This is a genomic window from Diaphorobacter sp. HDW4B, assembly GCF_011305535.1.
Lineage (GTDB): Bacteria > Pseudomonadota > Gammaproteobacteria > Burkholderiales > Burkholderiaceae_C > Diaphorobacter_A.
Genome location: NZ_CP049905.1, coordinates 287,212 through 307,383 on the forward strand (window position 1 = coordinate 287,212; position 20,172 = coordinate 307,383).

At 63.3% G+C, this 20,172-nt stretch carries 22 protein-coding genes; 15 read left to right on the plus strand and 7 right to left on the minus strand.

The genetic code is table 11. From position 1 onward, the window contains the following. The first annotated feature begins 18 nt into the window (after positions 1-18). From trbF to G7048_RS01365, 5 genes are all read left to right on the plus strand, one after another. Positions 19-723 carry a conjugal transfer protein TrbF gene (trbF, locus tag G7048_RS01345; RefSeq protein ID WP_166066447.1) on the plus strand — a complete coding sequence of 235 codons (705 nt, stop codon included), beginning with the start codon at positions 19-21 and terminating at the stop codon, positions 721-723. Next, entirely contained in the window at positions 720-1,718 is a 999-nt protein-coding gene (trbG, locus tag G7048_RS01350; RefSeq protein ID WP_166066448.1) for a P-type conjugative transfer protein TrbG, read from the plus strand. The genes trbF and trbG overlap by 4 nt, the downstream gene beginning before the upstream one ends. 2 nt (positions 1,719-1,720) lie before the next feature. Then, positions 1,721-2,989 carry a TrbI/VirB10 family protein gene (locus G7048_RS01355; protein ID WP_166066449.1) on the plus strand — a complete coding sequence of 423 codons (1,269 nt, stop codon included), beginning with the start codon at positions 1,721-1,723 and terminating at the stop codon, positions 2,987-2,989. Continuing rightward, complete coding sequence (locus tag G7048_RS01360; protein WP_166066450.1) at positions 2,986-3,243, plus strand: DUF2274 domain-containing protein; 258 nt, start codon at positions 2,986-2,988, stop codon at positions 3,241-3,243. The genes G7048_RS01355 and G7048_RS01360 overlap by 4 nt, the downstream gene beginning before the upstream one ends. A gap of 119 nt (positions 3,244-3,362) precedes the next feature. Further along, positions 3,363-3,713 carry an AlpA family transcriptional regulator gene (locus G7048_RS01365; RefSeq protein ID WP_166066451.1) on the plus strand — a complete coding sequence of 117 codons (351 nt, stop codon included), beginning with the start codon at positions 3,363-3,365 and terminating at the stop codon, positions 3,711-3,713. A 25-nt stretch (positions 3,714-3,738) separates the two neighbouring features. On the opposite strand, the gene G7048_RS01370 is transcribed toward G7048_RS01365, so the two are convergent. The 7 genes from G7048_RS01370 to G7048_RS01400 all read right to left on the minus strand — a co-directional run bounded on the left by G7048_RS01370 (position 3,739) and on the right by G7048_RS01400 (position 9,834). Next, positions 3,739-3,981: a transcriptional regulator gene (locus G7048_RS01370; protein ID WP_166066452.1), complete on the minus strand. Its 243-nt coding sequence runs from the start codon at positions 3,979-3,981 to the stop codon at positions 3,739-3,741. Between the two features lie 20 nt (positions 3,982-4,001). Then, complete coding sequence (locus tag G7048_RS01375) at positions 4,002-4,946, minus strand: nucleotidyl transferase AbiEii/AbiGii toxin family protein (protein WP_166066453.1); 945 nt, start codon at positions 4,944-4,946, stop codon at positions 4,002-4,004. After that, entirely contained in the window at positions 4,930-5,751 is an 822-nt protein-coding gene (locus G7048_RS01380; RefSeq protein WP_166070725.1) for a type IV toxin-antitoxin system AbiEi family antitoxin domain-containing protein, read from the minus strand. Before G7048_RS01380 ends, G7048_RS01375 begins: the two co-directional genes overlap by 17 nt. Positions 5,752-5,907: 156 nt before the next feature. Next, positions 5,908-7,164: a site-specific integrase gene (locus G7048_RS01385; protein ID WP_166066454.1), complete on the minus strand. Its 1,257-nt coding sequence runs from the start codon at positions 7,162-7,164 to the stop codon at positions 5,908-5,910. Between the two features lie 301 nt (positions 7,165-7,465). Next, a complete protein-coding gene (gene guaA / locus G7048_RS01390; protein WP_166066455.1) occupies positions 7,466-9,082 on the minus strand; it encodes a glutamine-hydrolyzing GMP synthase in 1,617 nt (538 codons plus the stop codon). A gap of 48 nt (positions 9,083-9,130) precedes the next feature. Further along, positions 9,131-9,577: a type II toxin-antitoxin system VapC family toxin gene (locus G7048_RS01395; protein ID WP_205750319.1), complete on the minus strand. Its 447-nt coding sequence runs from the start codon at positions 9,575-9,577 to the stop codon at positions 9,131-9,133. Continuing rightward, positions 9,574-9,834 carry a type II toxin-antitoxin system Phd/YefM family antitoxin gene (locus tag G7048_RS01400; protein WP_166066456.1) on the minus strand — a complete coding sequence of 87 codons (261 nt, stop codon included), beginning with the start codon at positions 9,832-9,834 and terminating at the stop codon, positions 9,574-9,576. Before G7048_RS01400 ends, G7048_RS01395 begins: the two co-directional genes overlap by 4 nt. Before the next feature lie 354 nt (positions 9,835-10,188). Here G7048_RS01400 and G7048_RS01405 point away from each other — a divergent pair, with 354 nt between their 5' ends. The 10 genes from G7048_RS01405 (at position 10,189) to G7048_RS01450 (ending at position 20,128) form a co-directional block, all read left to right on the plus strand. After that, a complete protein-coding gene (locus tag G7048_RS01405) occupies positions 10,189-11,010 on the plus strand; it encodes a creatininase family protein (protein WP_166066457.1) in 822 nt (273 codons plus the stop codon). 33 nt (positions 11,011-11,043) lie between these two features. Further along, positions 11,044-11,859: an ABC transporter ATP-binding protein gene (locus G7048_RS01410; RefSeq protein WP_205750320.1), complete on the plus strand. Its 816-nt coding sequence runs from the start codon at positions 11,044-11,046 to the stop codon at positions 11,857-11,859. Beyond that, positions 11,837-12,730, plus strand: coding sequence for an ABC transporter permease (locus G7048_RS01415; RefSeq protein ID WP_166066458.1), 894 nt, complete (start codon positions 11,837-11,839; stop codon positions 12,728-12,730). Before G7048_RS01410 ends, G7048_RS01415 begins: the two co-directional genes overlap by 23 nt. Continuing rightward, on the plus strand, positions 12,720-14,105 hold the full coding sequence (locus G7048_RS01420; RefSeq protein WP_166066459.1) for an FAD-binding oxidoreductase: 1,386 nt from the start codon (positions 12,720-12,722) through the stop codon (positions 14,103-14,105). The genes G7048_RS01415 and G7048_RS01420 overlap by 11 nt, the downstream gene beginning before the upstream one ends. Positions 14,106-14,248: 143 nt before the next feature. Further along, positions 14,249-15,226, plus strand: coding sequence for an ABC transporter substrate-binding protein (locus G7048_RS01425; protein WP_371747691.1), 978 nt, complete (start codon positions 14,249-14,251; stop codon positions 15,224-15,226). A 28-nt stretch (positions 15,227-15,254) separates the two neighbouring features. Then, positions 15,255-16,223: a PDR/VanB family oxidoreductase gene (locus tag G7048_RS01430; RefSeq protein ID WP_166066461.1), complete on the plus strand. Its 969-nt coding sequence runs from the start codon at positions 15,255-15,257 to the stop codon at positions 16,221-16,223. Between the two features lie 5 nt (positions 16,224-16,228). After that, positions 16,229-16,924 carry a TetR family transcriptional regulator C-terminal domain-containing protein gene (locus G7048_RS01435; RefSeq protein WP_166066462.1) on the plus strand — a complete coding sequence of 232 codons (696 nt, stop codon included), beginning with the start codon at positions 16,229-16,231 and terminating at the stop codon, positions 16,922-16,924. A 192-nt stretch (positions 16,925-17,116) separates the two neighbouring features. Next, the gene (locus G7048_RS01440; RefSeq protein ID WP_166066463.1) at positions 17,117-18,445 is read left to right on the plus strand and encodes an OprD family outer membrane porin; all 1,329 of its coding nucleotides are present in this window, start codon (positions 17,117-17,119) and stop codon (positions 18,443-18,445) included. Beyond that, positions 18,442-19,665, plus strand: coding sequence for an amidohydrolase family protein (locus tag G7048_RS01445; RefSeq protein WP_240933122.1), 1,224 nt, complete (start codon positions 18,442-18,444; stop codon positions 19,663-19,665). Before G7048_RS01440 ends, G7048_RS01445 begins: the two co-directional genes overlap by 4 nt. A 7-nt stretch (positions 19,666-19,672) precedes the next feature. Continuing rightward, positions 19,673-20,128 (plus strand): RidA family protein, encoded by a 456-nt coding sequence (locus G7048_RS01450; protein WP_166066464.1) that lies wholly within the window; start codon positions 19,673-19,675, stop codon positions 20,126-20,128. Positions 20,129-20,172: the final 44 nt, after the last annotated feature.

Consider the following 20,172-nt stretch of genomic DNA (forward strand, 5'->3'; position numbering starts at 1 on the left):
TCACAAGGAGAACTGAGCATGCGATTCAAACGACCCCAGGTGCGGTATGCCGACACACCGCAGCCTGCCACGCCGTACCAAGCTGCCGGCCAGGTGTGGGACGACCGTATCGGCTCGCCGCGTGTGCAGGCAAAGAACTGGCGTCTGATGGCCTTCGGCTGCTTGACGCTCGCGCTGTTGATGGCCGGAGGTCTGGTGTGGCGCTCGGCGCAGTCCATCGTCACGCCTTACGTGATCGAGGTGGACAACGCGGGCCAGGTGCGCGCTGTCGGTGAAGCGGCCACGCCGTACCAGCCCAGCGATGCGCAGGTGGCCTACCACCTGGGCCGCTTCATCGGCCTGGTGCGCTCTTTGTCCATCGACCCCATCGTGGTGCGGCAGAACTGGCTCGATGCTTATGACTACACCACCGACAAAGGCGCGGGCGTGCTCAACGACTACGCGCGGGTGAACGATCCGTTCTCTCGCATTGGCAAGGAGTCGGTGACGGTGCAGATCAGCAGCGTGACCCGCGCCAGCGACACGTCTTTCAACGTGCGCTGGACGGAGACGCGCTTCGTCAATGGCGCTCTGGATCGCACCGAACGCTGGAACGCCGTGGTGTCCATCGTGCAGCAAACGCCGCGCACCGAGCAGCGCGTGCGCAAGAACCCATTGGGTATCTACGTCAACGGCCTGTCCTGGAGCCGCGAACTGGATTCTTCCGAAGGAGCAAAACCATGAATGATCTTTTCTGTAAATCCGCCTTGCCGGTGATGCTGATGGCATCCACCGTTTTGTTCACGGGCTGCGCCACGCAGGGAAAGCCGCCACCGCTGATCTCGGTTGATGAGCCGGTGCAGGTCCAACCGATGCCGGAAACGCCCGCGCCGGTGGAGGTGGTGGCCGTGCCCGAGGTCCTACCGATGCCCGCGCAGTTGAAGCCAGTTCCCGACGCCGAGGACAAGTCCACGCCGGAGCCGACAGACGAGAAAGTGCGCGTCTCGCGCGCCAATGCCGAGGCGCGCATCGCGCCCACGCGCGAGGGCTATATCAACGCGATCCAGATCTGGCCCTTCACCGATGGTGCGCTGTACCAGGTCTATGCGGCCGTGGGCCGCGTCACAGTCATTGCATTGCAGCCGGGGGAGGAGCTGGTAACGGTGGCCGCTGGCGATACCGTGCGCTGGATCGTGGGCGACACATCGAGCGGCGGCGGCGCCAACCTGCGCGTGACCGTGCTGGTCAAGCCGATCCGCTCGGGCCTGAAAACCAATCTGGTCATCACCACCAGCCGGCGCACCTACCTGCTGGAGCTGACCTCGACCGAGAAGACATGGATGGCGTCGGTGTCTTGGGAGTATCCGAAGGACAAGATGCTGGCCTTGCAGCGCCAGGCGCAAGCGGCCAGTGCCGCCGCGCCGGTCGATGCCGGCTTGTCGCTGGAGAAGATTCGCTTTCGCTACGCCGTCAGTGGCAGCAATCCGCCCTGGAAGCCGCTGCGCGCCTTCGACGACGGCGAGAAGGTCTATATCCAGTTCCCGCCGGGCATCGCCCAGGGCGAGCTGCCGCCGCTGTTTGTTATTGGCGCGCAGGGTGATGGGCAGTTGGTGAACTATCGCTTTCGCTCGCCGTACTACATCGTCGATCGCCTGTTTGGTGCGGCCGAACTGCGCCTGGGCGCGGACAAGGGCGACGTGGTGCGGATCGAGCGCACGGACGGCACGCGGAGGAATTGACCATGCGCCAGGATGACACTCCCGACCTTGCCACGCCGCAGGCGGATAAGGTGGCGCCCGAGGCGGTGGCGCTGCGCGCGCAGCCGCGTCCGGTCACGCGCCTGAACCGGCGTACGCTGGCCATCCTCACCGGCGGCCTGTCGGTCGCCGTGCTCGGGGCCACGATCTGGTCATTACAGCCGCACCGGCGCGGCGCGGGTGTACAGAACGAGCTGTACAACGTAGACCGCGTGTCCAAGTCCGAGGGACTGGATGGTCTGCCTTCGGATTACTCCAAGCTGCCGAAGGTACCGGCGCTGGGGCCACCGCTGCCGGGCGATCTGGGCCCAGCCATCGTGGCCTCGCAACAGACGGTAACGCCCACCTATGCGCCACCGGGACACGATCCCGAAGATGCCTTACGCAAGGAGGCCGAAGCGGCGGCGGCTTCGGCGGTGTTCTTCCGCTCGGGCAAGCCTGGGCAAACCGCTGGCGCTATTGCGCAGGCAGCGCCCGCTGTACCAGGCATGAGCCCCATGGCAGCTTTCGATCCGCTGGCGGCCGGGCCGGCCTCGACAGCGGCCCAGCCCGCCGATCCGACCACGGTGCAGAACCGGCAGGACCAAAAGGAAGCCTTCCTGAAAAGCGGGTCTACGGAAACCCGCAATTCCGGCAACCTGCAAATGCCGGCTTCGCCGTACCAGGTGATGGCCGGGACGGTGGTCGCGGCAGCGCTGGTGACGGGGATCAAGTCGGACTTGCCGGGCGATGTGATCGCCACGGTGACAGAGCCGGTCTATGACACGGCCACGGGCAAGTTCCTACTGATCCCGCAGGGATCACGCATCCTGGGCCGCTACAACAGTCAAGTGAGCTACGGCCAGAGCCGCGTACAGATGGTGTGGAACCGGGTCATCCTGCCGGATACGTCCTCGCTGACGCTGGACAACCTCGTGGGCACCGATCCGGCGGGTTATGCCGGCGTGGAAGACGAGATTGACCGGCACTGGGGCCGCATCCTGGCCGGCGCGGCACTGACGACGCTGCTGGGCGCGGGGGCCGAATTGGCCGCGCCGGAAAACCGGCAGGACGGCAACCGCATCATCATCGCTGGGCGCGATGGCTTGCAGGACAGCGTGAACCAGGTCGGACAGGAGATGACCCGGCGCAACATGAACATCCAGCCGACGCTGACAGCGCGGCCCGGGTTGCAAGTGCGCATTATCGTTAACCGCGATCTGATGCTGCGGCCCTACCAGCCGTTACTCTTCAATCGAGGAGCGTCGCAATGAGCACGACCAAGAAGCTGCGACTCGGGCCCTTACCCAAGACCGAAAGCATCAAACTGACCTTCGTCTGCCCAGCAAGCCTCAAAGTCGACCTCGATCGCTACGCCTCGCTGCACACGCAGATGTACGGAGAGGCCGTCGATGCCATGACGCTGATCCCGCACATGCTCGAAGCGTTCATAGGACGCGATCGGGGATTTCGCTCTCAATCGCAGGTGCAACAGAAGCGGGCCGCGCGAGATTCAACGTCACCGTGATGCGTAGATTGGATGGTGCCCTCCTCGCTTCGCCACAGCGAGTTGTGCCAATTGCTGCCGATAGTCACCATGGCTCCGTATGCACAGAGATCTACCGGGAGTCATCAATGCACGTTCGCATGGAACACGTCGCTGAACACGAGGAACCGCAGGCGCACGCGCCGCATCCCGGCACGGATGGCTATGACAACCTGCCCCAGTTTCCTGCAAAGTTTCCCTTGCCTTTCCGTCGAACCATCCGCCGTCACGAGTTGCACCAGATCGTGCCTCTGGCAGAGACGACGATCTACGAGATGGAACAGCGCGGCGAATTCCCGCGCCGCTTCCGCCTCACCGCCCGCTGCGTCGTCTGGGACCTGGAAGAGGTCGAGGCCTGGATCGAAGGCCGCAAGCAAGCCTCTCGATCAGCGATGACGAGCACGTCGAGCGGACCGGACGTAAGGCAGCGCCGGCACCGCCCTGTTCGATGACGCCGCCATCAAATGCTTGCAGCGGCTATGCGGCATCCACCCGGATCAGCACTGCCCCCGGCAGCGCCTGTACGATCTGCGCCGTGGCAAGCGTCACCGCAGCATCGTGGTCGCTCGCCTCCCGGCTGAAAGCCAGGCCGACATGCCTTGGCCGGCCCCAGCCAACCGTGGTATCGGCGCAGTCGCTGTCCGCCAGCTGGCGAAGTACATCCTCCTGCGACCCCATGCGCGAGTCCAGCTCATAGACCAGTGTGAAATCGTGAACCATGGCGTCGGCCTCCCTCGTCATCAGGCACCGGCGATCCGCGCCAGCGTCTCTTCAAGCTGTTGGTGGTCTGCGGCACGCTTCGCGGCCGTGCGCTGTGCCAGGTTATGCAGTTTGCGCCGCACACCCGGCAGTTCCGCCGCATGCGCGAGCCCGATCAAGCCGAAATCCGGCTGCTCGTTCTCCACGGACCGCAGGAACGCACACGACGGTTCGTCCAGCCACTGCGCTACCCGCGCCAGCAGGCGCTCCCGGCTCTCCAGCAAGGTTTCCACGGCGACGGCCTCGGCCGTCATGCCTTTGAAATGCGCCTCGAAGGTTGCAGTGAAGTCCGCGGGCACGCGCGGCGCCAGCATCTCCCAGGCAGGCTTGGGACTAGAGGTCAGGTACACGAGGAAGGTCCGCCAAAGACTCACATCCGCTCGTTCATCCTCCAGCAGCAGGCCCACGTCGAAGAGATCGCGCGGATGCTGCCGCGATAACGCCGCCGCCAGCTTGCCAGCATAGAGATCGGCGAAATCCAGCACCTGCACTTCGGCGAAACCGAACGCCTCCTCCACGCGCGAGCGTACCACCATGCTGCGCACCGGATGCACCGTGCCGCGCATGACCGGCGTCGTCTCGATCTGCACACGCGCACGGCCGCGGCTGGCCACCAGCCGGGTGACCGCCCCGCCCTCGCCCGCCGACGACTGCACCTGCAATTGCAGAGGCCGGGCGCGCAGCACGTCGGCCAGTCTCCCTAGCGCTTCGGCGATCAACCTCGCATCCTCGGCATAGTCGTGCACCGGCAGCCAGGCCAGATCGATGTCCACCGACAGACGCGGCAGGTCATGCTCGAACAGATTGATGGCCGTGCCGCCCTTGAGCGCGAAGCGCGGCTCCGAGGCCAACACCGGCAGGATCTCCATCAGCAGCCGCACCCGGTCGGTGTAGCGCCGGTCCCAGTGGTCAAGCCAGGTGCTCATCGAGGTCTCCCGGCAAGGTGATCTGGTAGGTGGGGTGCAGACGCCCGCCAGGCACCAGCGCACGCTTGCCTCGGCCCAAATCGACGCCATCCAACGGCACATGCGATAGCCACGCATGCCGGTGCCGCTCGGCGAGCGCCAGGAACAGCCGCTTGGCCTTGATGCTGCGGCAATGGCGCAGTAGCAAGCCAACCCGCTGCGGCCGCAGCGTGGTCATGGCCTGCATCAGTGCATCGGCCTCGTAGACCAGCGCCGCGCCCGACACGTCGTCGCACAGTTCCAGCATGGCCCGCTCGGGCGTCGAGCAGACCAAGGCATCGACACCAGGCGAAGCGGAATGCCAGGCCAGTCCCGATTCGGTCAGCGCCTTCTCGGAGACGTCCGCCGAGACAGGCACGGTCGGCAGGTCGAACGGCCCCTTGCCCAGGAACTCGAAACGCTGCTCCAACGACAGCTTGCCCAGCCAGCCCGGCGGCCGCTCCGACCCATACAGAGTGATCGTCCCGGCATCGCCCAGACGCAGGTAATGCTCATGCCCCTGCAGGACCAGCGCAAAACGCCCCCCAACATACAGCGGCAACCCCTCCCCGACCTGCAGGCTGCGGACCACGCCCTCCCACTGCAGGCGCCCGCCCTTGCGCATGTAAACGCCGCGCGCCGGCGACACCAGCCAGCCGCCGCCCACGTAACGCGCGACAAGGCTGTTGGAGTAGCCGTGCACTCGTAGCCAGCGACTGGACACTAGGCGCGTATCACCCAGTTCGGTCAGCAGGCGGTTCAGTTTTCCTGAATTTTGAGCATCCATAGTGCTCAAAATAACAGATTTATAAACTTTCACCAAGGGCGAGAAGTTTGACAACCCTTGAAAAAGATCACTCAGAGTAATCTTTTCGCCATATACGCAAACCTTGCGCTGCCCGCCGACGGCGAGTCCCGATGGAGTCAACATGCGGCCCTCCCTTCACAAAGCCGCACTGAGCACCGGGACCGGCACGTTCTCCGGCAGCAGCTTCGGCACATGGGTACGCCCGTCGATCCAAGCATCGACCATGTCCGCCCACTCCTGCAGCATGTGGCGCCTCTGTTCGGCGTACTCGGCCTTGTTGTAGACCGAGCGCGAGGAACGCCCTTCCTCGTGGGCCAGGCACTTCTCGATCCAGTCGCCGTTGAATCCCACTTCGTTGAGCAGCGTCGAGCCGGTACGGCGCAGGTCATGCACCGTGAAGGGCTCCAACGGTAGGCCCGCGGCCTTGGCCCGCTTGACGATGAGCTGGGTGACACGGTTCAGCGTTGCATGCGACATGCAATGCGTCGGCTCGTAGCGCGAGGGCAACACGAACTTCGAACCGGCAGCGCATGTGTGCAACGCTACCAGGATGTCTAGAGCCTGCCGCGACAGATAGACCACGTGCGGGTTGCGCCCCTTCATGCGTTGCTTCGGGATCGTCCAGGTGGCGCTTTCGAAGTCGATCTCGCTCCAGGTGGCCTCGATCAACTCACTCTTGCGCACCAAGGTCAGCAGAACCATGCGCAGCGCCAAGCGGATCGTCGGATAGGTTGCGATGGACTCCAACTGATGGAATGCCAGCCGGATTTCGGCCGGCGAGAGCGCCCGATCCTTCGGCACAAAGGTTGCGATCGAGGCGGCAGCCACATCGCTGGCCGGGTTGTCCACCTTCTCACCATGCAGGATGGCGAAGGCATAGACCTGCTTCACGATGTCGCGGACATGCACCGCGGTCGCGGGTGCCCCGCGCGCCTTCACCTTGTTGCACAAGGCCCGCAGGTCATCAGCGGTGATTTCGTTGAGCAGCCGGTTCTGGAACGCCGGCAGGATGTCGCGATCAACGACATGCTTGCGCATCGCACGCGTGCTGTCGGCCATCCGGGCATCCGCCAGCCACTTGACGGCTAAGTCGCCGAAGTTCCTGGTCGCGGTCAGCCGGCGCTTCTCGCGCTGCTTTTCCAGTGCAGGGGAACGGCCGGCAGCGACGGCCTTCTTGGCGTCGAACAGCTTTTCACGGGCCAGCGCCAGCGAGATGCCGCCAAGACCATAGCGGCCGATGGTCAAGGTCTCACGGCGCCCGTTGAGACGGTAATCGTAGCGGAAGGTGACGGTACCGGCGGTCGATACCGTCACGTACATCCCATCCCGGTCAGAAGCCTTATAAGTCAACGACTTAGGCTTCAGATTGCGCAGTGCTGTGTCGGTAAGCATCGAGGTTTTACTCCTGTTTCGTGACGGCTTTTACCGTCAGGGGTCAGGAGACCTGCTGATGCCCGGAAAGCCGCATGAAACAAGCTTTCCAGAGGAGCTTTTTACCGTCAAAGACCGATTTGGTCTCAATAGTAAACGGGAGGGTCTTAATCCGACCTCCGGTTCTTACCGTCAGTTCTACCGTCAACCTGTTTTGCTGGCCGGCGATAGCCACCGATAGGTGCCGTGTCGTAAATTCTTATGAATCAACGACTTATGGCGATTTTTCGATAACTGGCGATAGTCCCCGAAGGACCCGATTTCACTCCCACTCGATGGTCGCTGGCGGCTTGGAGCTCACGTCATAAGTAACCCGGTTGATGCCGCGCACTTCATTGATGATGCGGCCGGAGGTCTTCTTCAAAAGACCATAAGGCAGCTCAGCCCAGTCCGCAGTCATGAAGTCGCTGGTCTGCACGGCGCGCAGTGCGACGACGTAGTCGTATGTGCGACCGTCGCCCATCACGCCCACGCTCTTGACGGGCAGGAAGACGGTGAAGGCTTGGCTGGTGAGGTCGTACCAGCTCTTGCCGGTGGCTTCGTCGATCCAGTTGCGGAGTTCTTCGATGAAGATGGCGTCGGCGCGGCGCAGGAGGTCGGCGTATTCCTTTTTCACTTCGCCGAGGATGCGCACGCCCAGACCTGGGCCTGGGAATGGGTGGCGATAGACCATCTCGCGTGGCAGGCCGAGCGCCACGCCGAGTTCGCGGACTTCGTCCTTGAAGAGGTCGCGCAGGGGTTCGAGCAGCTTGAGGCCGAGTTGCTCTGGCAGGCCACCGACGTTGTGGTGGCTCTTGATGGTGACGGCCTTCTTGCTCTTGGCGCCGCCGGATTCGATGACGTCAGGGTAGATCGTGCCTTGGGCGAGGAAGGTAGCGCCCTTAGCGTGAGCGTTCGCGGCCTTGAGCTTGCTGGCTTCTGCCTTGAACACGTCGACGAACAAGCGGCCAATGATCTTGCGCTTTTGTTCGGGCTCCGACACGCCGGCGAGTTCGCCGAGGAACAGGTCGGAGGCATCGACGCGCACGACCTTGGCGTGCAGCTTGCCTTCGAACATGTCCATGACCATGTCGCCTTCGTTCAGGCGCAGCAGGCCGTGATCGACGAACACGCAGGTGAGTTGGTCGCCGATGGCACGGTGGATCAGCGCCGCGGCCACGGACGAATCGACGCCGCCCGACAGGCCGAGGATGACTTCTTCATCGCCGACTTGTTCGCGGATCTTGGCGACGGCTTCTTCGATGTAGTCGCCCATGATCCAGTCCGGGCTTGCGCCGCAGATGCCGCGCACGAAGCGGTTGAGCATGGCCGCGCCCTGCACGGTGTGCGTGACTTCAGGGTGGAACTGCACGGCGTAGTAGCGACGCGCTTCGTCGGCCATGCCGGCGATGGGGCAGCTGGGTGTGGAAGCCATCACCTTGAAGCCTTCGGGCAACTGGGTGACCTTGTCGCCGTGGCTCATCCAGACCTTGAGCATGCCGTGGCCTTCAGCGGTGCTGAAGTCTTCGATGCCTTCGAGCAGCTTGGTGTGGCCGTGGGCGCGCACTTCGGCGTAGCCGAATTCGCGGGTGTTGGAGCCTTCGACCTTGCCGCCGAGTTGCGTGGCCATGGTCTGCATGCCGTAGCAGATGCCGAGCACAGGCAGGCCCAGTTCGAACACGGCGTCAGGCGCGCGGTCGTCCACTTCGTAGACGCTGGCGTGGCTGCCGGAGAGGATCACGCCCTTGAGCTTGCCGTCGGCGGCGAACTCGCGCACCCAGTCGCTCGTCACGTCGCAGGGATGGACTTCGCAATACACATTGGTTTCGCGCACGCGGCGTGCGATGAGCTGCGTGACCTGCGAGCCAAAATCGAGAATGAGGATCTTGTCGTGTTGCATGGTGATTGAGGGTGAGAAAAAACGGTTGAGGTTGGGTACTGATTCGGTTCAGAGACTGGCCAGATCGAGCAGCGCCACGCCGCTTTTTTTGGCGGCTTTGGCTTGCGCTGCATCGAAGGTGGCCAGCGGCAATTTGAGCGATCTTGCCAGCCAGAGATAGGCGGCGTCGTAGGTCGACAGGCCGGTTTCGAGTGCCACGTCGAGCACGGCCTTGTGCTGCGCGGGAGCAAGTTCATGCAGCTCCACGCGATGGCGAATGGCTTCGAGCACGCCCCACAGGCCTTCGACCGATGTGGGCGGAATGCGTCCGGCGTTCACGCCGCTGGCGATCAGGTTGCCACATTCCCATTGCCACAGATTGGGCGCATGCGGATCGACTTCATCGCGGCGAATGCGTGCGTACAGGCGGCGCGTGGCGGCGCTCGCGTGGTCGGGCAGCAGCCAGGCGGCTGTGACGGATGCGTCGAGAACGAAGGAAGTCACTTGCGCGGTCATGCGGCCTCGCTCCTGCCTTTTTTGCGCAGGGCTGCGGCGTCTTCATTCGTCACTGGTTCGATCGTGGCTTGCAGCGCTTCGATCTGGCCGAGTTCACGTGCGATCTGCTCGTCGGAAATCACCGGGCGGCGACGCACCGGCAGCATGCGCACCACTTCCTTGCCGTGGCGCGTGATGCGCACTTCCTCGCCCTGCTCGACGAGTTCGATCAGGGCGGAAAAACGGGTCTTGGCTTCGTAGATGCCGACGGATTGCATGAGCGTAGAAAGTTCGATCGGAACAGTGCTGAACGGAACAAAAACGGATTCGGCCTGCATTGCAGGTACAGACCGGATTCTAGCATTCTGACCAGAATTTCTCAAAATTTAGGCCAGAAATAAACCATGGTTGTGATGGGCATGTGCGGTTCTGGCGTCTCGGACTGACACAGCAACGCCTCCCTACCCGCCTTTGCGCCATGCCGCATCAGTTAGCACAAAACTTGACCAAGTGATCTGATTTGAATTTCAAACTCGACGCTGTCAGTTTGATATGGGTTATTACTTAGGCAATTATTTTTGAACAACTGGATAATTTTGCTTGTTCCAACCGTCACCGAAAGGTAAGCCACGATGAACCCGGTTCCCCTGCGCAGTCGCTTCTGGTCCGACCTGACCAGCGAAGAATTCTCCAGACTCGACCGAGAACGGCTCATCGCTGTTTTGCCGGTGGGAGCCACCGAGCAGCATGGTCCGCATCTGCCCATGTCCACCGACACCGCGACCATCGACGGCATGGTGCGTGCCAGCCTGCCGCATCTGCCGGACGACCTGCCGGTGCTGTTCCTGCCCACGGTGGCCTATGGCAAGAGCAACGAGCACTCGGGCTATCCGGGCACGCTCACGGTGTCGGCCAACACGCTGATCTCGCTGTGGAAGGACATTGGTGCCTGCGTCGCCAAGGCCGGCGTGCGCAAGCTGGTGCTCTACAACAGCCACGGCGGCCAGATGAGCGTGATGGACATCGTCGCACGCGATCTGCGCGAGGAGCACGACATGATGGTCGTGGCCGCCAACTGGTACACGCTGGGCCTGCCCGAGGGCCTGTTCACCGCGCATGAGGGCAAGCACGGCATCCATGCGGGCGATCTGGAAAGCTCGGTGATGCTGCATCTCACGCCCGACTACGTGCGCCGCGACCAGTTCCGCAATTTCAGCTCGTTGACCGAGCAGATGGCCGAGGAAAACAAGTTCCTGTCGATCACGCCCAGCGGCAAGCTCGGCTGGCAGATGCACGACATCAACCCCGCCGGTGCCGCCGGTGACGCCACGCGCGCCACGGCGGAAAAAGGCGCTGCGGTGCTCGACCACGTGGGCCGCCGTTTTGTGGAGTTGCTGCACGAGATCGACCGCTTCCCGATCGAGCGCCTTGCCAACGTGCCCGCGTGGAAGTGACACAAGGGATCAAACCCGCGAAGGAACCGCACGATGGACCACCACAACCCATCCAACGCCAACGCCTCCCAGCCACTGGTCAGCCTGCGCAATGCGGACAAGCGTTTTGCCAACGGCACACTGGCGCTGCAGGGCATGTCGCTCGACATTGGCGAGCACGATTTCATCAGCTTTCTCGGCCCCTCGGGCTGCGGCAAGAGCACGGCGCTGCGGCTGATCGCGGGACTCACGCGCATCAGCTCGGGCGACATCCAGTGGAACAGCGAACAGTCCGGCGGCAAGGGCCGCGGCAATCGCGATCTGGGCTTTGTGTTCCAGGAGCCCACGCTCATGCCCTGGGCCAAGGTGTTCGACAACGTCTGGCTGCCGCTCAAGCTTGCGGGCACCAGCCGCGACGCTGCTGCGCCCGTGGTGCAGCAAGCGCTTGAAATGGTGGGCCTTTCGCGCTTTGCCGATGTGTACCCACGCGAGCTTTCGGGCGGCATGAAGATGCGCGTGTCCATCGCCCGCGCGCTCGTCACGCGCCCGCGCCTGCTGTTGATGGACGAGCCATTCGCCGCACTCGACGAGATGACGCGCATAAAGCTGAACAACGACCTGCTCGCCATCTGGCGCGAGCACCGTTTCTCCATCGTGTTCGTCACGCACAGCGTCTACGAGTCGGTCTATCTGTCCAACCGCATCGTGGTGATGGCCGCGCGCCCGAGCCGCGTGATCGACGAAATCCGCATCGACGAGCCCTACCCGCGCGGCGAAGCCTTCCGCACTTCGAGTCGCTACAACGCACACTGCGCCGCCGTTTCCCAATCACTGCATGGAGCACTTCATGGCCTCGACATCGACCATTGATTCCGTCGTGACAACACCCGCTACCGCTGCTGCCGAGGCCACGCCTTCCGCCGAATCGCTGCGCGCACGCGAAGACCGCCTGCGCCGTCGTGAGTCGATGCTGCGCGTCGCCGTGCCCACGGCCATCATCGCGCTCCTGCTGCTGATGTGGGAATGGCTGGTGCGCGCCAACGACATTCCGCACTACATCCTGCCCGCGCCGTCGCTGGTGCTGCGCACGCTGTTCGAGAATTGGGATTCACTCTCGGGCGCGCTGTGGTTCACGGTCAAGCTCACGCTGCTGGCGTTGGCCGCCGCCATCATCGGCGGGGTGCTGCTGGCGATTGCGTTCGGCATGTTCAAGTGGGTGGAGATCGGCCTGTTCCCGATTGCCGTGCTGCTGCAGGTCACGCCCATCGTCGCGATTGCGCCGCTAATCCTGATCTACGTGTCCAACACCACGGCCGCGCTGCTGCTGTGCGCATGGATCGTGGCGTTCTTCCCGATTCTGTCGAACACCGTCATCGGCTTGAAGAGTGCAGACAGCAATCTGAAGGATCTGTTCCGTCTCTACAAGGCATCGCCCTGGCAGACGTTCCGCTATCTGCTGGTGCCAAGCGCCCTGCCGTACTTCATGGCGGGTCTCAAGATCGCGGGCGGCCTGAGCCTCATCGGTGCCGTAGTCGCCGAGTTCACTGCGGGCACTGCAGGCAAGGAAACCGGCCTCGCATCGCGCATTCTCGAGTCGAGCTTTCGCACCGAAATTCCCATGATGTTTGCGGCGCTGCTGCTGGTGTCGCTGCTCGGCATCGTGATCTTCATCGTGTTTGCCACGCTGTCGCGCATGGTGCTCGGCCACTGGCATGAAAGTGAGATGCGCCATGAACGCTAGACTGCCCCAACACTCAATGGCCATCGACTGGGATGCCGTGCGCGCAGACCTGCACGGCCTGAACCTGATCACCGCGCCCAGCCAGCGCAAGCAGCTGTCCAAGGACTTCTACTGGTACAGCCCGATCCTCACCGCACAGCTTGCAGACTGCGTGGCCGATCTGGTCGTCAAGGTGAGCACCGAGGACGACGTGCGCCAGGCCGCAGCGGTTGCCGCAAAGTGGAAGCTGCCGATCACCGTGCGCGCTGGCGGCACCGGCAACTACGGGCAATGCGTGCCGCTTGAAGGCGGCATCGTGCTCGACGTGACGCAGATGTGCCGCGTGCTCGACCTCGCGCAAGGCCGCATCCGCGTGGAAGCCGGTGCGCGCATGTACGACATCGACATGGCCGCGCGCGAGACCGAACAGGCGCTGCGCATGTGGCCTTCGACCTGGCATGTGGCCTCCATCGGCGGCTTCATCGCGGGCGGTTTCGGCGGCATCGGTTCGTTCCGCCACGGCATTCTGCGTGACGCTGGCAACCTGCTGCGCGCCCGCGTGATGACGGTGGAGCGCGAGCCGCGCATCATCGCACTCGTGGGCGACGAGATCCAGCAGGTGCACCATGCCTACGGCACGAACGGCGTGATCCTCGACGTGGAAGTGGCATTGAGCCCCGCCGTCGAATGGGTGCATTGCACGGCGCTGTTCCCCACGTATCGCGGCGCGCTGGACTTCGGCATCGCAGCGCAGGACCCGTCGCTCGACATCTTTCTGCTGTCGACCGTCGAGGCGCGTTTCTCGCCCTACTACACCGCCATGCGCGACCGTTTTCCGGCGGATCGCCACGCGGTGTTCACGATGGTCTCGCCCGATTCCATGCAGGACTTTCGCGCGCTGGCCGAGCAGCACGGCGGTGTGATCTCGATTGCCGGAACCGAGGCCGAGTTGCTGGCCGAAGGCTTTCCTCCTGCCTACGAATGCGCGTTCAACCACACCACGCTGCAGGCGCTCAAGGCCGATCGTGGCTGGACCTATCTGCAAGTGGCGTATGCGCAGCCGTTCAATCCCGAGGTGGTCGAGCGCCATCTCGCGATCTTCGGCGACGACGTGCTGCAGCACCAGGACTTCGCGCGCGCCAACGGCGAATGCGGCACCTTCGGCATTCTGCTGGTGCGCTGGAAGGGTGAAGAACACCTGAGCGGCGTGATGCGCGAGATCGAATCGCAAGGCGGCAGCATCGTCTTCAATCCGCATGTCGTGACCATCGAGGATGGCGGCATGAAGACCATCGACGAGCAGCAGATCGAATTCAAGAAGCGCAGCGATCCCATGGGCCTCATGAACCCCGGCAAGACGCTGGGCTGGAAGCCCGAGATGGCGCAAGAGCGCTGAAAAAAGCTCTGAGCCAAGGCACGCGCACCGAACCCATTTTTCAAGAACACAAGACCCGCCCCATGTTCCAACTCCGCAACTTCCGTACTTACCGCACCTCCCCCGGGACTCTCGTCAGCAGCATCGCCATCGGCCTGTCGCTGATGGGTGCCAGCATCGCCGCGCACGCTCAGGAAAAGGTGGTCTTCGCCACCAACTGGAAGGCCCATGCCGACCACGGCGGCTTCTACCAGGCACTGGTCGATGGCACGTACAAGAAGTACGGCCTCGACGTCGAGATCCAGCAAGGCGGACCGATGGTCAACAACCGCCCCATGCTGCCCGCAGGCAAGGTCGATTTCCTGATGACCGGCAACCTGCTGCAGTCGTTCGAGAACGTGAAGAACGGCATCCCCACCGTGGTCGTCGCGGCCTTCTTCCAGAAGGACCCGCAGGCCATGTTCGCGCATCCCGGCCAGGGCTACGACACCTTCAAGGACATGGCCAACGCGCCCGTGGCCTTCATCGGCAAGGACGGTCAGTTCAGCTTCTGGCAGTGGATGAAGTCGGACTACGGCTTCAAGGACAAGAACCTCAAGCCCTACACCTTCAACATGGGTCCGTTCCTGGCCGACAAGAAGTCGATCCAGCAAGGCTACGCGTTCTCCGAGCCCATCACCATCAAGAACGCCGCAGGCTTCGAGCCCGTGGTGCATCTGCTGGCCGACAACGGTTTCTCGACCTACGGCACGACCATCGAGACGCGCGTGGACATGGTCAAGACCAAGCCCGAGACCGTGCGCAAGTTCGTCGAGGCCTCGATCATCGGCTGGAACAACTTCCTCTACGGCGAGAACAAGGCCGCCAAGGAGATGATCCTCAAGATCAATCCGGACGCTTCGTTCGCCGTGCAGCAGGGCTACATCGACAACATCAAGAAGCTCGGCATCGTCGACAGCAAGGACTCGCTGACCAAGGGCATCGGCGCGATCGATCCGGCGCGCGTGAAGGACTTCTACGACAAGATGGTCAAGGCGGGTCTGTACAAGCCCGGCCAGATCGATGTGAGCAAGGTCGTGGACACGCAGTTCGTCAACAAGGGCGTCGGCGTGGACATCCGCAAGAAGCTTACCGGCAAGTGAGCCGCACGCGCCAACGAGGAGAATCCGCATGAGTCTCGAACGCACGCTCACCGTCCGCGTCGCGCGCATTGCGCGCCAGACCCCTGAAATCCTGGCCTTCGAGCTGACGCATCCGTGGGGCCGCGACCTGCCCGACTACGAAGCCGGCGCGCACATCGACGTGCACATGCCCGGCGGTTTCTCGCGCCAGTATTCGCTCGCCCGTGCGCCCAACCCCAACGCGGGCGGCGCCTACGTGATCGGCGTGAAGCGCGAGACGCAAAGCCGTGGCGGCTCGGCCTCGATGCACGAGCGTGTGCGCGAAGGCGACCTGCTCGCCATCAGCACGCCGCGCAACACCTTTCCGCTGCAGGACGAGGCCCGCCAGCATCTGCTGCTCGCAGGCGGTATCGGCATGACGCCACTGCTCGCGATGGCGCAGGCGCTTGCGGCACGCAAGGCGAGCTTCACGCTTTGCGTGTTCGCACGCAGCGAAGAGCATCTCGCCTTTGCCAATGCACTGCGCGCGCCTGAACTTGCGCCGCATGTGCGCCTGCATCTCGATCAAGGCAATGAAGATCAGCGCATCGATCTCAAGGCGCTGCTCGCCGAGCGTGCGCCCGATGCGCATCTCTATGTCTGCGGCCCCGGCGGCTTCATGCAGGCGGTGCGCCAAGCGGCTGCTCACTGGCCCGAAGAAGCATTGCACACCGAATACTTCGCCGCGCCCGATGGCTCTGCCGCTGCCACCACCGGCTCGGCCTTCACGCTGAAGCTCAAGCGCCGCGGCATCGACGTGCCCGTCGCCGCCGACCAGACCGCCGTGGATGCGCTGCACGATGTGGGCATCGACATTCCCGTCTCGTGCCAGCAAGGCCTGTGCGGCACCTGCGTGGTGAGCGGCGATGGCGACAATGCGGAACACCGCGATTTCTGCCTGACCAGCGCCGAGCGCCGCAGCAAAATCGCGCTATGCTGCTCGCGTGCCAAGAGTCAGGAACTCGTCCTCGATCTGTGACCGCCATGCCAACCAACACCGCAGAGCCCGAAGAAATAGACACCGGCGATACGAGCGACATCAGCGACGCTGGTGAGGCTCCGGCCACACGCGGCCGCTCGCGCAAATACACCCAGGTGCTCGGCCACATCAATCAGGCCGCCATCGAGGTGTTCGCGCACGAAGGCGTGACCGGCGCGACCACCCAGGCCATCGCCGACAAGGCGGGTCTGTCCAAGGCCCAACTGCACTACTACATCGGCAACAAGGAGTCGCTGTACCGCCAGGTGCTGCAGGACATTCTGGACGACTGGATCGTGGTGTTCGGCTTCAGCGACGAGGCCTTCGGCGCGCGCAAGGTGCTCACCGACCTCATCCATCGCAAGATGGAGTTTTCGTTCAAGCACCCGCTGCGTTCGCGCATCTTCACCTCCGAGATGATGCGCGGCGCGCCCGTGCTCAACACCATGATGAACACGAGCAAGCTGCGCACCGATCAGGCCGCAGCCGTGCTGCAGAACTGGATGAATCAGGGCCAGATGGACAAGTCCGACCCGATGCTGGTGCTGTTCCACATCTGGGCCGTGACACAGTTCTATGCCGACCATGCGACTCAGGTGGCCTACTTCCGCAACGTGGCCGCCGACGAGGTTGAGAAGGACCGGCGCTATCTGGTGGACGAAGTCACCACATTTCTGCTCAAGGGAGCGGGCGTGAAATGAGCACCACCCACATCGCCAACGCCACCAACAACACCTCTTTCATTCATTGAAGAGCCGCCTTCTTTCGAAGGCATACCGATCACGATGAAGCTCGATTCCGCAGGGAGTCGAAGCCGCGCCTTTCCCGCAAAACCCGCAAAAAAACACCACCAACCACAACAGCATTTACAACGGAAAAATGACGGAGGCCACATGAAGAAGACGATGCAAACGACGACCACGAGCGACAGACAGAAGCCCAGCACTCACCGCCTGATCGCGCTCGGCGTGATGCTCGCGCTTGGCACGACAGGTGCCGCGCAGGCAGCAAACTCGTCGAACGAAGGTGACGCCGCCGAGTTCAGCGAGATGTTTTCCAAGGGCCATGTCGACGCCTACGCGCGCACCATCTACTTCCACAGCCAGAACGCGTATTACGTGTCAGGCCTGCATCAGGACACGGCCAGCATCGGCGGGAAAATCGGCTTTCAATCCGGCAAGTACAACGGTTTCTCGTTCGGCGTCTCGGGCTTCATGCAGCGCCCGCTGCATCGCTCGAACGATTCGTCGAAAGTGGACGGCTATGTGGGCCCCGACATCACCGCCATGGGCGAGGCTTATGTGCGCTGGGAAGACGCGAACACGCGCGTGACCGTGGGCAATCAGGCCATCGAACTGCCCTTCGCCGCAACCTACGACTGGCGCATGGCACCGCAGCTTTTCCAGGGCGTTGCCGTGCGCTACGGGCTGAACGATGACAACTACATCACAGCAGTGCGGATGACGCGCTTCAAGTCCTACATCGACGACAGCTTTGGCCGCCTCACGACCTACAACACCAACGTCGATCCCTACTCTCCCGTGGGCCGCGCCGAGACCAGCGGCTTCTACGGTCTGGGTGGCGTGAAAAGCCTCGATCTGAACACCGTCGATTTCAAGGGCGAGGCCTGGTACTTCGGCTACATGGACTACGCGAAGATGGCCTACGCGCAAGCGCAGGTCACCGCCAAGGGCGATGGCGTGAAGCCCTTCATCGCAGGCCAGGTGTTCCGCGAAACCGGCGCAGGCCGCGAGCTGCTCGGCAAGGTGGACAGCAAAGTCTTCGGTGCGCAGATCGGTGCCAAGCGCAACTCGGCAACGCTCTCGCTGGGCTACAACCGCATCGTGCCCAAGGCCGACTCGTACTTGAACGGCGCACTGGTCACGCCCTACGCGCACAACGTGGGATCGGGGCCGATGTTCGCGCAGCCGTTTCTCTCCAGCACACAGGATCTGGGCGCGGGCAACGCGTACGCGCTGGACGTCAACGGCTCTCCCGCACCCGGCTGGTTCATCGGCGCACGCTACTCCTACATGGATCTGAAGAGCAGCGCCGCCGCGCCAAGCCAGCGCCAGTCCGAAATTCTGGGCTACGCGATCTACCACTTCAGCGGCAAACTCAAAGGCCTGACCATCACCGATTTCATTGCCTACGCCAAGTCTCCGATTCAGGATGTGCGCTTCTGGCAGAACCGTCTGGCGATGGAATATCGCTGGCAATGAGCACACCGCAAAACATGCCTGACATGAACCAGCGAACCGAACTGAAGGCCCTGCACATTCCCGCGCCGCTGCAGGGCTTCGATGCAGGTGATGCGCAGGTGTTCGACCTCGTGCTCGCGGGTGGCCTCGTCGAATCGATTGCACCAAGTACGCAGCGCGAGGCGCGCGGCATCGTGCTGAGTGCATTCGTCGAAGCGCATGCGCATCTCGACAAAAACTATACGGTGCGCGATGTGGGCGCGGCCAAAGGCGATCTGTTTGCGGCCATCGAGCGTATGTCGCGCCATCGCGCAGGCTGGACACATGCCGACCTGCACCAGCGCATGACGCGCGCGCTGCACGATGCGTGGCGCTCGGGCACCCGCGCGCTGCGCACGCATCTGGACTGGATCGACACGACACCGCCGCTGTCACTCGAGGTCTTCAAACAACTGCGCGAGGAATGGCGTGGCCGCGTCGAGCTGCAATGCGTTGCGCTCGTGCCGCTCGATGTGTTTGCCGACCACGCGGCAGGCGAGCGCATTGCACGCGACGTGCGCGATGCCGGTGGCGTGCTCGGTGCGTTCGTCTATCGCAACGACGATCTGGAACACAAACTCAGCCGCGTGTTCGATCTGGCACAGCAGCATGGGCTGGCGCTCGACTTCCACGTGGACGAAGGGCTGGATGCCGACGCGACCGGCCTGCGCAGCATTGCGCAATTGGTGCTAGAACGCGGCTTCGCGCAGCGTGTGGTCTGCGGCCATGCGTGCTCGCTGTCGATGCAGGACGATGCTGCAGCCAACGACACGCTCGCACTCTGCGCCAAGGCGCAGATCCACATCGTCGCGCTGCCGACCACCAATCTTTATCTGCAGGGCGCGTGGCATCGCACGCCGCTGGAGCGCGGCATCACGCGCGTGCGTGAAGCGGCTGCGGCAGGCGTGCAGACGAGCTTTGCCACCGACAACGTGCAGGATGCGTTCTACCCCTACGGCAACTACGACCTGCTGGAGTCCTTTGCGCTCGGCGTGCAAGTAGCGCATCTGCCCGATGCGCTGGACTGGCTAGGTGCCATCACCGTGCATCCGGCCACGGCCATGGGGCTTGCATGGGATGGGCGCATCGCGCCGGGCTGCCCCGCCGATCTGGTGGTGCTGACGGCGGCCGATGAATATGACTTGATGAGCCCTCGCGGGCGTCAACGCTCCGTCTTTCGGGCGGGGCAACTTCTGGAGTGACTGAAAAATGAGCATGGGCAAACCAATGGCCAACTACGCGGCTGCCAAGCGCGTGGGCGATTTTGTTTTCATGAGCGGTGTGGTGGCGGCCGATCCCGCATTGCGCCGTGCCGTGTCAAGCTACGACGACATCCCCGAGCACGCACGCACTGCGCTGCAGTCCGTCGGCTACGCCACGGGACAGATGTCGGTGGACATTTTCGAGGCAGCCATCGTTGCGCAAAGCTGGTTCGTGCTGGAGCGCATCCGCCAGATCGCGGCCGAGCATGGCGGCACGATGGACGATGTCGTCAAGCTGGTGCAGTACTTCCGCCATCTGCCGCACTACGCGTTCTACAACCGTGTGCGCGGCATCTTCTATCCGGGCGAGCCCCCAGTGAGCACCGTGGTCGAAGTCTCGCGCTTTCTGCCGGGCGACGAGGTGCTGGTGGAAGTCGAAGCGACGATGTATCTGCCCCAATGAGGCACTTCACGATAGACCACGCCGGGCCGATTCCGCCTCACAAT

What these genes read in the sequence shown, in the direction of transcription:
- trbF (WP_166066447.1), top strand. Translation starts at nt 19, where the DNA reads ATGCGATTCAAACGACCCCAGGTGCGGTATGCCGACACACCGCAGCCT.
- trbG (WP_166066448.1), top strand. Translation starts at nt 720, where the DNA reads ATGAATGATCTTTTCTGTAAATCCGCCTTGCCGGTGATGCTGATGGCA.
- G7048_RS01355 (WP_166066449.1), top strand. Translation starts at nt 1,721, where the DNA reads ATGCGCCAGGATGACACTCCCGACCTTGCCACGCCGCAGGCGGATAAG.
- G7048_RS01360 (WP_166066450.1), top strand. Translation starts at nt 2,986, where the DNA reads ATGAGCACGACCAAGAAGCTGCGACTCGGGCCCTTACCCAAGACCGAA.
- G7048_RS01365 (WP_166066451.1), top strand. Translation starts at nt 3,363, where the DNA reads ATGGAACACGTCGCTGAACACGAGGAACCGCAGGCGCACGCGCCGCAT.
- G7048_RS01370 (WP_166066452.1), bottom strand. Translation starts at nt 3,981, where the DNA reads ATGGTTCACGATTTCACACTGGTCTATGAGCTGGACTCGCGCATGGGG.
- G7048_RS01375 (WP_166066453.1), bottom strand. Translation starts at nt 4,946, where the DNA reads ATGAGCACCTGGCTTGACCACTGGGACCGGCGCTACACCGACCGGGTG.
- G7048_RS01380 (WP_166070725.1), bottom strand. Translation starts at nt 5,751, where the DNA reads ATGGATGCTCAAAATTCAGGAAAACTGAACCGCCTGCTGACCGAACTG.
- G7048_RS01385 (WP_166066454.1), bottom strand. Translation starts at nt 7,164, where the DNA reads ATGCTTACCGACACAGCACTGCGCAATCTGAAGCCTAAGTCGTTGACT.
- guaA (WP_166066455.1), bottom strand. Translation starts at nt 9,082, where the DNA reads ATGCAACACGACAAGATCCTCATTCTCGATTTTGGCTCGCAGGTCACG.
- G7048_RS01395 (WP_205750319.1), bottom strand. Translation starts at nt 9,577, where the DNA reads ATGACCGCGCAAGTGACTTCCTTCGTTCTCGACGCATCCGTCACAGCC.
- G7048_RS01400 (WP_166066456.1), bottom strand. Translation starts at nt 9,834, where the DNA reads ATGCAATCCGTCGGCATCTACGAAGCCAAGACCCGTTTTTCCGCCCTG.
- G7048_RS01405 (WP_166066457.1), top strand. Translation starts at nt 10,189, where the DNA reads ATGAACCCGGTTCCCCTGCGCAGTCGCTTCTGGTCCGACCTGACCAGC.
- G7048_RS01410 (WP_205750320.1), top strand. Translation starts at nt 11,044, where the DNA reads ATGGACCACCACAACCCATCCAACGCCAACGCCTCCCAGCCACTGGTC.
- G7048_RS01415 (WP_166066458.1), top strand. Translation starts at nt 11,837, where the DNA reads ATGGCCTCGACATCGACCATTGATTCCGTCGTGACAACACCCGCTACC.
- G7048_RS01420 (WP_166066459.1), top strand. Translation starts at nt 12,720, where the DNA reads ATGAACGCTAGACTGCCCCAACACTCAATGGCCATCGACTGGGATGCC.
- G7048_RS01425 (WP_371747691.1), top strand. Translation starts at nt 14,249, where the DNA reads ATGGGTGCCAGCATCGCCGCGCACGCTCAGGAAAAGGTGGTCTTCGCC.
- G7048_RS01430 (WP_166066461.1), top strand. Translation starts at nt 15,255, where the DNA reads ATGAGTCTCGAACGCACGCTCACCGTCCGCGTCGCGCGCATTGCGCGC.
- G7048_RS01435 (WP_166066462.1), top strand. Translation starts at nt 16,229, where the DNA reads ATGCCAACCAACACCGCAGAGCCCGAAGAAATAGACACCGGCGATACG.
- G7048_RS01440 (WP_166066463.1), top strand. Translation starts at nt 17,117, where the DNA reads ATGAAGAAGACGATGCAAACGACGACCACGAGCGACAGACAGAAGCCC.
- G7048_RS01445 (WP_240933122.1), top strand. Translation starts at nt 18,442, where the DNA reads ATGAGCACACCGCAAAACATGCCTGACATGAACCAGCGAACCGAACTG.
- G7048_RS01450 (WP_166066464.1), top strand. Translation starts at nt 19,673, where the DNA reads ATGAGCATGGGCAAACCAATGGCCAACTACGCGGCTGCCAAGCGCGTG.